Source organism: Microbacterium algeriense, from assembly GCF_008868005.1.
GTDB lineage: Bacteria > Actinomycetota > Actinomycetes > Actinomycetales > Microbacteriaceae > Microbacterium > Microbacterium algeriense.
Map to the genome: position 1 here is coordinate 1 of NZ_WAAO01000003.1, position 12909 is coordinate 12909.

At 70.5% G+C, this 12909-nt stretch carries 12 protein-coding genes; 5 read left to right on the plus strand and 7 right to left on the minus strand.

Annotated elements, in window-relative coordinates; translation table 11 throughout:
- Positions 1–212 precede the first annotated feature (212 nt).
- Positions 213–605 carry a VOC family protein gene (locus F6A08_RS13785; protein ID WP_151459759.1) on the plus strand — a complete coding sequence of 131 codons (393 nt, stop codon included), beginning with the start codon at positions 213–215 and terminating at the stop codon, positions 603–605.
- 36 nt (positions 606–641) lie between these two features.
- Here F6A08_RS13785 and F6A08_RS13790 read toward each other — a convergent pair whose 3' ends face one another.
- From F6A08_RS13790 to F6A08_RS13815, 6 genes are all read right to left on the minus strand, one after another.
- A complete protein-coding gene (locus F6A08_RS13790; RefSeq protein ID WP_151459760.1) occupies positions 642–1016 on the minus strand; it encodes a VOC family protein in 375 nt (124 codons plus the stop codon).
- Positions 1017–1126: 110 nt separating this feature from the next.
- Positions 1127–1756, minus strand: a complete 630-nt coding sequence (locus F6A08_RS13795) for a response regulator transcription factor (protein ID WP_151459761.1) — start codon at positions 1754–1756, stop codon at positions 1127–1129.
- Positions 1753–2955, minus strand: coding sequence for a sensor histidine kinase (locus F6A08_RS13800; RefSeq protein ID WP_151459762.1), 1203 nt, complete (start codon positions 2953–2955; stop codon positions 1753–1755). The genes F6A08_RS13795 and F6A08_RS13800 overlap by 4 nt, the downstream gene beginning before the upstream one ends.
- A gap of 40 nt (positions 2956–2995) precedes the next feature.
- The gene (locus F6A08_RS13805; protein ID WP_151459763.1) at positions 2996–3751 is read right to left on the minus strand and encodes an ABC transporter permease; all 756 of its coding nucleotides are present in this window, start codon (positions 3749–3751) and stop codon (positions 2996–2998) included.
- Between the two features lies 1 nt (position 3752).
- Positions 3753–4727, minus strand: a complete 975-nt coding sequence (locus tag F6A08_RS13810; protein ID WP_151459764.1) for an ABC transporter ATP-binding protein — start codon at positions 4725–4727, stop codon at positions 3753–3755.
- Between the two features lie 82 nt (positions 4728–4809).
- Positions 4810–6681 (minus strand): FAD-dependent monooxygenase, encoded by a 1872-nt coding sequence (locus tag F6A08_RS13815; protein ID WP_151459765.1) that lies wholly within the window; start codon positions 6679–6681, stop codon positions 4810–4812.
- Between the two features lie 131 nt (positions 6682–6812).
- Between F6A08_RS13815 and F6A08_RS13820 the strand changes: the two genes are divergently transcribed.
- On the plus strand, positions 6813–7526 hold the full coding sequence (locus F6A08_RS13820; RefSeq protein WP_151459766.1) for an IclR family transcriptional regulator: 714 nt from the start codon (positions 6813–6815) through the stop codon (positions 7524–7526).
- Positions 7527–7646: 120 nt separating this feature from the next.
- Here F6A08_RS13820 and F6A08_RS13825 read toward each other — a convergent pair whose 3' ends face one another.
- The gene (locus F6A08_RS13825) at positions 7647–9026 is read right to left on the minus strand and encodes an MFS transporter (RefSeq protein WP_124895032.1); all 1380 of its coding nucleotides are present in this window, start codon (positions 9024–9026) and stop codon (positions 7647–7649) included.
- Between the two features lie 151 nt (positions 9027–9177).
- Here F6A08_RS13825 and F6A08_RS13830 point away from each other — a divergent pair, with 151 nt between their 5' ends.
- Genes F6A08_RS13830 through hpaE form a run of 3 tightly spaced genes read left to right on the plus strand, consistent with a single transcriptional unit; the run spans position 9178 to position 12829 of the window.
- Positions 9178–10650 (plus strand): fumarylacetoacetate hydrolase family protein, encoded by a 1473-nt coding sequence (locus F6A08_RS13830; RefSeq protein ID WP_420846043.1) that lies wholly within the window; start codon positions 9178–9180, stop codon positions 10648–10650.
- On the plus strand, positions 10647–11333 hold the full coding sequence (locus F6A08_RS13835; RefSeq protein WP_017204108.1) for a GntR family transcriptional regulator: 687 nt from the start codon (positions 10647–10649) through the stop codon (positions 11331–11333). Before F6A08_RS13830 ends, F6A08_RS13835 begins: the two co-directional genes overlap by 4 nt.
- Positions 11330–12829 (plus strand): 5-carboxymethyl-2-hydroxymuconate semialdehyde dehydrogenase, encoded by a 1500-nt coding sequence (gene hpaE, locus F6A08_RS13840; protein ID WP_151459768.1) that lies wholly within the window; start codon positions 11330–11332, stop codon positions 12827–12829. Before F6A08_RS13835 ends, hpaE begins: the two co-directional genes overlap by 4 nt.
- Positions 12830–12909 lie beyond the last annotated feature (80 nt).

Below are 12909 nucleotides of genomic sequence, written 5' to 3' on the forward strand. Positions count from 1 at the left end.
CCACCACCGCACCCTCCCCACCAGCGGATGGGACATCCGCATGCACCACGGCACCCCCCACATCCGCGGCCCCGCCTGGTGGGACCCCACCCGACAATGGCGCACCCCACAGCCCGCCACCCCTTCCAGCACCCGGCGCTCCACCCGACACAGAGCCGAGAGAATCCGGGCCTGAGGCCAGCACCACGGTGCCCTCCTGGCAGACTCGGATCATGCCTGGCTTCCATCACGTCGAACTCTGGATCGCCGACCTCGACGCGACGCGCGCCGGATGGCGGTGGGTGCTCGGCCGGTTGGGCTTCTCGCTCGACGACGAATGGACCGGTGGGGAGTCCTGGGCCGCGGGCGGCGCCTACCTCACCCTCACCTCGTCGCCGAACCTGTCCGACCCCGCGCACGACCGCCGCCGCGCCGGCCTCAACCACCTCGCCTTCCACGGCGGCGCGCGCGACGCCGTGGACGCGCTCATGGCCGACGCATCCGCCCACGGCTGGAGACCGCTCTACGTGGCCCGCTACCCGCACGCCGGCGGGCCCCAGCACTACGCCGGTTGGCTCGAGAACGCGTCGGGCTTCAAGATCGAGGTCGTCGCCGACGCCGAGTGAGTCCCTGGCCTCGCCCGCCGCACGCGGGCGAGCCCGCTACGCGCCGTAGTCCGGCAGCTGCTGCAGCGTCCAGGAGTTGCCGTCCGGATCGTCGAACGACACGAACCGCCCCCAGTCCAGCTCCTGAACGCCCCGCGCTTCCACCCCCAGACCACGCAGATGCGCCAGAGCCTCGTCCGCGTCGGGCACGACGACCTGGATCGTGTTCTGCTTACCCGGTTCGAGGTCGATGCCCAGCCCCGTGCCGAACGCGATCGAACAGGCCGACCCCGGTGGCGTCATCTGCACGAACCGCAGGCCCTCGGTGGGCGTGTGGTCCCAGTCCGCGTTGAAGCCGATCTTCTCGTAGAACTCCTTCGACCGGTCGACATCGGTGACCGGGACGAAGATGAGCTCGATCTTCCAATCCATCACGCACTCCTCCTGTCGGGCGTCGTCGCCCGTCGGCGCCCACCGTACGCGGGGCCACCGACGTCGCGCCACCCCGCCACCGCTCCACGGGCATCGCGAGCCTGCTGTCGTCAGATCCAGCCCTTGTCCTGGGCGATCCGCACGGCCTGGGTGCGGTTGGCCGCCCCGGTCTTCCCGATCGCCGAGGACAGATGGTTGCGCACGGTCCCGGCGGACAGGAAGACCTCCGCCGCGATGGCGGCTGCCGGACGCCCGTCGGACGCGAGGCGCAGCACCTGCCGTTCGCGGTCGCTCAGCGGGTTGGCGCCGTCGAACAGGCTGTCGGCGGCGAGGACCGGATCGAGCACCCGCAGCCCCGCGTGCACGCGGCGCACCGCCTCGGCGAGCTGTTCGGCGGGGGTGTCCTTCACGAGGAAACCGCTGGCACCGGCATCCAGAGCCGCCCGCAGGTACCCGGGGCGCGCGAAGGTCGTCACGATCAGCACTCGCGTCCCCGGGCTCGCCGCTCGGATACGGCGGGTCGCCTCGATGCCGTCCGTGCCCGGCATCTGGATGTCCATCAGGCACACGTCCGGCTGCAGCTCCTCCGCGCGACGAACGGCCTCGGCGCCGTCCGAGGCCATGCCGACCACCGTGAGGTCCGCCTCGAGGTCCAGGAGCGCGCCGAGGGCGCCGCGCACCAGGGCCTGGTCATCCGCGATCACCAGACGGATCGCCGCGTCCTCGTTCGCCTCGCTCACCAGCTCACCTCCACGCGCGTGCCGGATGCGCCGACACGGCCGAGAGCGAAACCCGCGCCGGCCGCGGCCGCGCGCTCGCGCATGCTGCGGATGCCGTTGCCCTCGGCGGCCTGCACCCCGATCCCGTCGTCTTCCACGACCAGCAGCCCCGGCGCGACCCGCACCCGGACGGTGCGGGCGCGGGCATGACGGAGCGTGTTGGTCGTCGCCTCGCGCAGGATCCAGCTCGCGGTGAGCGCCTGCACCGGGGACAGCGATCGCGGATCCCCCTCGAGCTGCATCTCGATGTCGGCTGCGCGGAGGGCGTCCTGCGCCGAGGCGAGCTGTTCGACCAGCGTCGTCGCCCGCGCCCCCGCGACCGTCGAGCGCACGCCCGCGATCGCCTCCGCGGTGAGCCGCTCGATGTCGGCGAGCTCGACCTTCGCCCGCTCCGGATCGGAGTCCATGAGCCGCCGCGCCAGCTGTGCTTTGAGTCCGACCACCGTGAGGGAATGGCCGATGAGGTCGTGCACGTCGCGCGCCACGGCTTCGCGGCCCTCGCTCGTCGCCAGCTCCAGACCGAGCCGCTCCGCCTCCGCCGAGCGGAGGATCAGCCAGGTCGAGACCGTGTTCACCACTCCGAGCAGCGCGACGATCGCGAGGATCGACAGGTAGTCGATGCCGCCGGGAAGCAGGAACACGCACAGGGCGGTCACGGCGACGGCCGCGACCGTCGTGATCCAGTGCCACACCCGGGTCAGGCCGTACGACGCGAACGACATGATGAAGGGCAGGAAGCTCAGCGCGGAGCCGCCTTCGGCCGGCACGGAGACGAGAGCGCATCCGATGAGCGCGGCGAAGGTGATCCACTGCCGCAGCGACGGGGGCCGCCCCAGGCCTCCGCCACCGCGCATGCCGTGCATGAAGCCCGTGACGTAGAGCACGATGAACGCGACCAGCGCGATCCACCCGACGACGATCCACGCCAGCGAAGCCTCGGAATGCAGCAGGGCGAGGACCGGGTAGACCAGGAACACCAGCCAGATCACGGCCATCAGCCAGCCGAACCGCGCCCAGGGGTCCTTGCCGGTCGCCGCGTCGGCCACCCGCGCCCCCGGTGCGGACCAGGCCGCCGGAGGAGCACCGAGGGCCGCGAGGTCGGCCGCGTCGCGGGATCGCCGAGCGGACTCCGGCCCTCCGGGGGTGGCGTGCTGCGTCATCCGTCCAACCTACTGTCGTCGCCGACCGTCACCGCGTCGCCTACTGGCGCGCGCGCGAGCGCTTCACGCCCATCGCCACGAGCGCCGCGAACACCGCGAGCCAGACCACGACGTTGAGCAGCAGCATCCACAGCTCATCCGTCTGCCCTGTCGTGAGCACGCCGTCGGTGAGCGGCCACCGACTCAGGGAGACGAAGCCGTACAGCGGCGTGAACCGGGCGATGTCGAGCATCACCCCGTCCAGGGGCATGAACACGTTCCCGAAGAACGCGAAGAAGGTCATCGAGATGGATGCCAGTGCCGCTGCCGAATCCGAGCTGAAGAAGAGCCCGACCCCCAGGCCGAACAGGCCGTACATGAGCCCCAGCCCGAGCACGATGCCCGCCGTGGCGACCCACCGCCAGGCGTCCTCGGCCTGAGCACCGGTCATCATCCCGGCCGCGAACACCGCGACCAGGGCGAGCGCGGCGAAGGACACGGCAGTGAGCAGCTTGGTCAGCGCATACCCCGCCGTGGTGAGCGGAGTCATCGCCAGCTGGCGCCCCCACCCCTGCTTGGCCTCGGTCGCGGCGAGGGAGGTCAGCGAGCTCATCGCGACGGCCGTGCCGTATGCGGCCATCGACGTCATGACGTAGAACGACACGTTGCCGTGGCCGGCGGAGAGCGAGCCGTAGCCCATCCCCGCGCCGAACAGCAGGTACATCGCGACCGGCATCGCCAGGGTGAACGCGAGCGTGTAGGGGTTGCGCAGCTGGCGGACGCCTTCGATGCGCAGCATGGTGGGCGAGACGAGCATGTCAGTTCTCCGTGAGGGCCGTGAAGGCGGTTTCGAGGGTGGGAGCGGCGATCTCGAGATCGTGGGCGCCGCTGTCGAGGAGGAGGCGGGCGGCGGCGTCGGAATCGGTGGCGCGGACGCTGAGACGATCGCCGTCGACCCGCACCGCGGTGACCCCTTCGGTCGCTCGCAGCTTGCCGGCGAGATCGGCGGGGGCCGTGTCCACGGTGGCCGAGACGGTCCGCTCCCCCAGGCTCGCCCGCAGCAGCGCCGTCGGAGCATCCGCGACGAGCGCTCCCCGGTGCATGACCACCGTCCGACGAGCGAACTGCTCGGCCTCCTCGAGGTAATGGGTGGCGAAGACGATGGTGCGCCCGGCGTCCGCGTCCGCGCGCATCACGTCCCAGAACCGCCGCCGCGCCGTGACGTCCATGCCGGCCGTGGGCTCGTCGAGGACGAGGATGTCCGGGTCGGAGAGCATCGCGAGCGCGAACTTCACCCGCTGCTGCTCACCCCCGGAGCACTTCGACACCCGTCGCCGGGCGAGCCGTCCCAGGTCGGCCCGCACCATGACGTCGTCGACCCGTCCGAGCGCCTCCGCGCCGTAGAGGGAGGCGATCAGCCGGACCGTCTCGCCCACGGTCAGGTCTCCGAGCAGTCCCCCCGTCTGCAGCACGGCGCCGATCGCGCCGCTCGCGGTGGCCCGCTGCGGCGTCCCCCCGAGAACGCGGACGGTGCCCGAGCTGGGGTCGGTGAGTCCGAGCAGCATGTCGAGCGTGGTCGTCTTGCCGGCGCCGTTCGGACCGAGCAGCGCCACGACCTCCCCGCGCCGGATGGACAGGTCGACCCCGGCGACGGCCTGCACGCGGCGGTCGCCGGAGCCGAAGTGGCGGGTCACGGCGCTCAGTTCGAGCACCACGGGTTCAGCGGTCGGGGAGGCGGGCGCCGGTCGCGCGACGGTCTGCGTCGCCGGACCGTCCATGGAGGAGTCGTTCATGCCTCCAGCCTCGTCCTGCAGCGACGACGGGGCCGGAGGGCGGTGTCATCTCTTCGACATGACAGCTGTCATGTCGAAGGGCTCAGCGCGCCGGGAGGAAGGCCCCCCGCAGGAAGCCGTCGAGCTCGGCGCTCGCACCGAGCGGGAAGACGGCCGCGACGTACTGGTCGGGCCGCACCACGACGACCACCCCGTCACGGGAGAGCTCCCGCGCGTCGAAGATGTCCGTGTCGCACCACTTGCTGGGCCCGGCCGCGTAGACCTTCTCCCAGTCCGTGAGTCCGAGCGGTCCCGTCCTCGGCTGGAACAGCGCCGGCGTCGAGGTGACCTCGACCTCTTCGAACGGCTGCTGGTACACGGCCTTCACGTCGAAGACCGCATCCGCATCGGCGTCGGCCGGGGTGTACCGGGCGAACACCGGCTCGGCCTCTGCCGCCCAGGCGGCGAGCGCCTCCCCGGTGCGGTCGCCGAACGCGTAGACGCGCCAGCGCCCGTCGGCCTTGGCGTGGTGTCCGAGGTGCACGACGTTGCCGTCGCCGACCCGCACGACCTCGGCGGACTTGAACCGCTTGCCGAGCGGGAAACCGGCGGCGAGCCCCTGGTGTGCGTCGGTTCCGGTGATCATCGAGGCGGTGTACTGCGTCATGAACCCGGAGGGGAACTCGGCTGTGGCGAGGTAGTACGTCGCGAGCTCGTTGGGGTCGGAGATCTCCTCGGGCTTGCGCGCCATCAGGCTCGACCACTCGCGGTCGAAGTCGATGAGCTGCTGGGCCACGGGGCGGCGCTCGGCACCGTACGTGGCGAGCAGGCTCTCCGGGGCACGGCCGGTGAGCACGGACCCGAGCTTCCAGCCGAGGTTGAAGCCGTCCTGCATCGAGACGTTCATCCCCTGCCCGGCCTTGGCGCTGTGCGTGTGGCAGGCATCACCGGTGAGGAAGACGCGCGGTGTGCGGCCGGAGTCGTCGATCACGTCGTCGAACCCGTCGGTGACGCGGTGGCCCACCTCGTACACGCTGTGCCAGGCGACCTGCTTCACGTCGAGCGTGTACGGGTGCAGGATCTCGTTCGCCCTGCGGATGATCTCCTCGATCGGCGTCTGCCGCACGCGGTGGTCATCGTCCTCCGCGACCTCGCCCAGGTCGATGTACATGCGCGAGAGGTAGCCGCCCTCGCGGGGGATGTGCAGGATGTTGCCGGCCTCGGAGTTGATCGCGCACTTGGTGCGCCAGTCCGGGAAGTCCGTGTTCACGAGGACGTCCATCACGCCCCAGGCATGTGCGGCGGAGGCCCCGACATGCGTGCGGCCGATCGCCTGACGCACACCGCTGCGGGCGCCGTCGCTGCCGACGACGAACTTCGCCCGGATCGTGCGTTCCTCGCCGGCACGCTCTCCCCCGACGTAGCGGATCCGCACCTCGACCGGGTACTCCCCGCCGGCGTGCACGGTGAGCCCGGCGAACTCGACCCCGTAGTCCGGGACGATGCGGCCGGGTCCGTGCGCCGCCGCCTCGGCGAAGTAGTCGAGCACGCGCGCCTGGTTCACGATCAGGTGCGGGAACTCGCAGATGTCGTACGCGTAGTCGGCGGTCCGGGTGGTCCGCACGATCTCGCGCGGATTCTCGGGGTTCGGGCCCCAGAAGTTCATCCACCCGATGTTGTACGCCTCCGCGATGATGCGCTCCGCGAAGCCGAAGGCCTGGAACGTCTCGACGCTGCGCGGCTGGATGCCGTCGGCCTGGCCGAGCGGGAGACGGCCCTCGCGCTTCTCGATGATGCGGGTGGCGATGTCGGGGTACTGCGACATCTGCGCGGCGAGCAGCATGCCGGCGGGACCGGAGCCGACGATGAGGACGTCGATCTCATCGGGGAGGTCGGTCGGCCGGTCGACGCCGACACCGGCCGCATCCTGCACGCGGGGGTCTGCGGAGACATAGCCGTGGTGGTGGAACTGCATCGTCGTCGATTCCTTCCGGACGTCTTCGTCGGGTGTTGCGTCCTGAAACCGCGTGTTCTATATTCGAACACACTGTTCTACTATTGAACACAGACTAATGCGCCCTGTCCGCGACCGCAAGGAGCACGACCATGCCCGACACCAGCGCGACGAGCTCCCCCGCCTCGCAGACGCTCAGCCGCGGCATCCGGATACTCGAGGTGCTCGCCGATGCGCACGGAGCCCTGTCGATCGACGAACTCGCGACGCACCTCGGCGTGCACCGCTCGATCGCCTATCGCCTGCTGCGGACGCTGGAGGACCACGGTCTCGTCTCGCGCGACGCCGCCGGAGCCGTGAGCCTGGGCGCGCGCATGGCCGCGCTGGCCGCCGGGGTGGCCCACGACCTGCAGGCCGAGGCCCTCCCCGAGCTCACGGCGATCGCGAACGAGCTCGGCATGACGTGCTTCCTCGCGGTGCTCGACGGCGCCGAGTGCATCACTCTGGCCAGCGTCGAACCCCGCCACGCGGTGGCCAGCGTGGCCCAGCGCCCCGGGGCGCGGCATCCGGTGACCGTGGGGGCGCCGGGCAAGGCGATCCTGGCGCAGGTGCCGACCGCGGATTGGCCCTCCGGGGTCTCGGCCACGCTCGCGGCCGAGGTGGACACGACCGGAGCCCGCGGCTTCGCCACCAGCCACGACGAGGTCATCCCGACGGTGCAGTCGGTCGCGGTGCCCCTGGTCCTGCGCGGTCAGCGCCCCGCGGCGATCGCGGTCGTGCACGTCGCGACAGACCTGGATGACGCCGCGATCGCCGCGCGGCTCCAGCAGTCCGCCGCCGTCATCCGCGAGGCCCTGGACGGCTGACCACCTCCACGCCCCTTGCACCCGCTCCCGCACAGAGCACGCTCCCGTCGCACTCTCTGTCGGAAAAGATCGGGCGCAGGCGACAGGAAGTGCGACGGGAGCGTGGGGAGGATGCGTGCGTCAGGCCTTCGCGAGTCCGCGGATCGGGCTGACGGACTGCTCCTCCTCGTGATCCGGACCGAGCGGGATGCCCGAGCGGTCGCGCAGCAGCAGCGTCGCGATCAGGCCCAGCACGGTCATACCTGCGAGGTACCAGGTGACGGCCTGCGTCGACCCGGTCGCGCGCACGATGGCCGTGGCGATGGTCGGCGCGAAGGCACCGCCGGCGATGGCGCCGATCGCGTAGGAGATCGAGACACCCGAGAAGCGGATGCTCGCCGGGAACAGCTCCGTGTACAGCGCCGCCTGCGGGCCGTAGGTGAAGCCCAGTCCGACCGTGAGGATCGCGAGCCCGGCGAACAGCAGGCCGATCGAACCGGTGTTCACGAGCGGGAACAGCGTGAACACGCCGATGAGCTGCAGCGCCCAGCCGATGATGTACGTCGAGCGGCGGCCGATCCGGTCGGACACCCAGCCGGCGAGCAGTGTCGTGAGCAGCCAGGTGACGGCCGAGCCGGCGACCGCCCAGAGCACCGGACCGCGCTCGAGCCCGATCGGCCCCTCCGGGTCGGTGGCGTAGCCCTGGATGTATCCGCCCGTGGTCATGTAGCCCACGGCGTTGTTGCCCGCGAACACGAGGGCCGCGATGATGACGAGCAGCAGGTGCTTGCGGAACAGCTGCACGATCGGCATCTTCGCCTTCTCCTTGCGCTCGGCGAGCTCGGTGAAGACCGGGCTCTCCTCGACGCGGCGGCGGACGTAGTAGCCGACGAGGATCAGCACGACGCTCAGCAGGAACGGCACGCGCCAGCCCCACGTGAGGAACTGGTCGCCGGGGGCGATCGCGGTCATGACGGCCATGACTCCGGACGCCAGGAGGAGTCCGAGCGGCACGCCGATCTGGGGGGACGCTCCGAAGATGCCGCGCTTCGTGCGCGGGGCGTGCTCGACGGCCATCAGCACCGCACCGCCCCACTCACCGCCCGCCGAGATGCCCTGGATGATGCGGAGCAGCACCAGCAGGATCGGGGCCGTGAGGCCGATGGTCTCGTAGGTGGGCAGCAGACCGATCAGTGCGGTGGCCGCACCCATCAGGATCAGCGTCCACATGAGCACGGCCTTGCGTCCGAGCTTGTCTCCGAAGTGACCGGCCAGGAACGCACCGAGCGGACGGAACAGGAAGCTGACGCCGACCGTCGCGAAGGCGATCAGCGCGCTGTCGGCACCGAGCGGCGCGAAGAACAGCTGACCGAACACGAGTCCGACCGCTGTCGCGTAGATGAAGAAGTCGTACCACTCGACCGTGGTGCCGACGACCGTGGCGAAGACGACGCGGCGCCGATCGGCCGCTGTCGCGATGGTTCCGGTGGGCGTGAACCCAGCCTGTGACTGCCCGCTCATGGGGTGTCTCCTTTTGTTGTGACCGCATTGTCACGGCGTGCGCGGACGTGAATCCGAAGTGCTTGCCGAGGGGTGACCCGATAATATATGATTTCGGATACGACGCACAAGCGTCCGAAGCACAACGCAGTCGAGCGCGAGGAGGCGCCCCGTGACGGACACCATCAGCCGCCCCGGAAAGATCATCGCGATCCACCTGAGCTACGCCTCTCGTGCGGATCAGCGCGGCAGGCGACCCGCCGCCCCCTCCTACTTCTTCAAGCCGGCGAGCTCCGTCGGCGTCTCCGGCGGCACGGTCGAGCGCCCGGCCGGCACGGAGCTGCTCGCGTTCGAGGGCGAGATCGCGCTCATCATCGGCACCGCGGCTCGTCGCGTCCCGCTCGAGGAGGCCTGGTCCCACGTGGGCTGGGTCACCGCCTCGAACGACCTGGGGCTGTACGACCTGCGCGCGAACGACAAGGGCTCGAACGTCCGATCCAAGGGCGGCGACGGCTACACCCCGCTCGGCCCTGAGCTCATCGACGCCCGCTCGGTCGATCCGGCCGCCCTCCGGGTGCGCGCGTGGGTGAACGGAGACCTCCGCCAGGACGACACGACCGCGGGACTCATCTTCCCGCTCGCACAGCTCGTGGCCGATCTCTCCCAGCACTTCACGCTCGAGCCCGGCGACGTCATCCTCACCGGCACCCCGGCCGGCTCCTCCGTGATCGTGCCCGGCGACGTGGTCGAGGTCGAGGTGGACGCGCCTGATGCCCCCGGTGCGCCGAGCTCGGGACGGCTGGTCACGACCGTCGTCCAGGGCGACACGCCCTTCGACGGCACCATCGGGTCTCTCCCCGCCGTGGACGACCTGCAGCGCACGGAGGCCTGGGGCTCCCGCGAGGAGACGGGCCTTCCCGCCGAGGAGCCGGTGCCCGCGATCGATCCCGAGCTGCGTGCCCAGCTCCTCGAGGCGCCGACGGCCGGGCTCTCCGCACAGCTTCGCAAGCGCGGCCACCACTCCTGCTTCATCGACGGCGTCTCCGCGAACCTGCCGGGCGTGAAGATCGTCGGCGTCGCGAAGACCCTGCGCTTCGTCCCCTTCCGCGAGGACCTCTTCGCCAGCCACGGGGGCGGCTACAACGCCCAGAAGCGCGCCTTCGACGCGGTCGCCGACGGCGAGGTCATCGTGATCGAGGCCCGCGGCGATGCCACGACCGGCACGCTCGGCGACATCCTCGCCCTGCGCGCGAAGACCCGCGGCGCGGCCGGCGTGGTGACCGACGGCGGCGTGCGCGACTTCGAGGCGGTCGCCGAGATCGGACTGCCCGTCTTCTCGCAGGGGGCGCACCCCTCGGTGCTCGGCCGCAAGCACGTGCCGTGGGACGTCGACGTCACGATCTCGTGCGGCGGCGCCACCGTGCAGCCCGGAGACATCATCGTCGGCGACAGCGACGGCGTCATCGTGATCCCACCAGCCCTCGCTGCGGAGGTGGCCGCCGCCGCCGTCGCCCAGGAGATCGAGGACGCCTGGATCGCGGAGCAGGTCGCCGCAGGGCACCCCGTCGACGGCCTGTTCCCCATGAATGCCGAGTGGCGCGCCCGCTACGAGCAGGCCACGGGCACCGGAACGGACACGAAGTGAGCACGGTCGAAAGCGCCAGCAAGTCGGAGCAGGCGTACACGTGGATCCGCTCGCGCATCTCCGCGCACGCCTACGGCCCGGGCTACCGCCTGGTGCTCGGCCCGATCGCGGAGGAGCTCGGGATGAGCGTCGTCCCGGTGCGCGAGGCCATCCGCCGACTGGAGGCCGAGGGACTCGTGACCTTCGAGCGCAACGTCGGCGCCCGCGTGACCCTCGTCGATGAGGGAGAGTACGCGCACACGATGCAGACGCTCGGGCTGGTCGAGGGGGCGGCGACCGCGCTGTCCGCTCCGCTGCTCGATGCGGATGCGCTCGCACAGGCCGCCGAGGTCAACGACCGGATGAGCCGCCTCCTCGATCACTTCGACCCGCATACCTTCACCGAGCTGAACCGCCAGTTCCACTCCGTGCTGTTCGAGCCGTGCCCCAACCCGCACCTGCTCGACCTCGTGCACCGCGGCTGGGCCCGACTGTCCGGCATCCGCGACACCACGTTCGCCTACGTGCCCGGACGAGCTCACCACTCGGTCGACGAGCACACCCAGATCCTCGAGCTGATCCGCGACGGCGCCGAGCCGCTGGAGATCGAGCTCGCCGCCCGCAACCACCGGTGGCGCACGAGGGACGCGTTCCTCGACGCCCTGCACACCCGTTCCGTTCCCGCCGAAGGAGAAGCATCATGACCGACTCCCGCATCCCAGCCGACCTGCCGGACCACATCCAGCACTACATCGACGGCGCGTTCGTCGACTCGATCGACGGCGACACGTTCGACGTGTTCGACCCCGTGACGAACCAGACCTACACCACCGCATCCGCGGGCAAGAAGGCCGACATCGAGCTGGCCGTCGCCGCCGCGAAGCGCGCGTTCGACGAAGGCCCGTGGCCGCGCATGCTCCCCCGCGAGCGCTCGCGGGTGCTGCACAGGATCGCCGACATCGTGGAATCCCGTGACGCGCGTCTGGCGGAGCTCGAGTCCTACGACTCCGGTCTGCCCATCACGCAGGCGCTCGGTCAGGCCCGTCGCGCCGCCGAGAACTTCCGCTTCTTCGCCGACCTGATCGTCGCGCAGGCCGATGACGCGTTCAAGGTGCCCGGCAAGCAGATGAACTACGTCAACCGCAAGCCGATCGGCGTCGCGGGACTCATCACGCCGTGGAACACGCCGTTCATGCTGGAGTCGTGGAAGCTCGGCCCCGCGCTCGCGACCGGCAACACGGTCGTGCTGAAGCCCGCCGAGTTCACACCGCTCTCCGCCTCGCTGTGGGCGGGCATCTTCGAGGAGGCTGGACTCCCGAAGGGCGTCTTCAACCTCGTCAACGGCCTCGGTGAAGACGCCGGCGATGCGCTCGTGAAGCACCCCGACGTGCCGCTGATCTCGTTCACCGGTGAGAGCCGCACGGGCCAGATCATCTTCGGCAACGCCGCTCCGTTCCTCAAGGGCCTGTCCATGGAGCTCGGCGGCAAGTCCCCTGCCGTCGTCTTCGCCGATGCCGACCTGGAAGCCGCCGTCGACGCCACCATCTTCGGCGTCTTCTCGCTCAACGGCGAGCGCTGCACCGCCGGCTCCCGCATCCTCGTCGAGCGGTCGATCTACGAGGAGTTCGTGGAGCGGTACGCCGCGCAGGCCGAGCGCGTCAAGGTCGGCTACCCGCACGACCCGGAGACCGAGGTCGGCGCCCTGGTCCACCCGGAGCACTACGACAAGGTCATGAGCTACGTCGAGATCGGCAAGACCGAGGGTCGCCTCGTCGCCGGCGGCGGTCGGCCCGAGGGCTTCGAGGAGGGGAACTTCGTCGCCCCGACCGTGTTCGCCGACGTCTCCCCCGACGCCCGGATCTTCCAGGAGGAGATCTTCGGCCCGGTCGTCGCGATCACGCCGTTCGACTCCGACGACGAGGCACTGGCCCTGGCGAACAACACCAAGTACGGACTCGCGGCCTACATCTGGACGAACGACCTCAAGCGCGCGCACAACTTCGCGCAGTCCGTCGAGGCCGGCATGGTGTGGCTGAACAGCAACAACGTCCGCGACCTGCGCACGCCGTTCGGCGGTGTGAAGGCGTCCGGTCTCGGCCACGAGGGCGGCTACCGCTCCATCGACTTCTACACCGACCAGCAGAGCGTGCACATCACGCTCGCCTCGACCCCGCACAACCCGACCTTCGGCAAGGCCTGACCCACCCGCTCCGGTCGCGATATGTCAGCTGTTTCGGCCCGAAATGGCTGACATATCGCGACGGGAACTCAAGCAAGGAC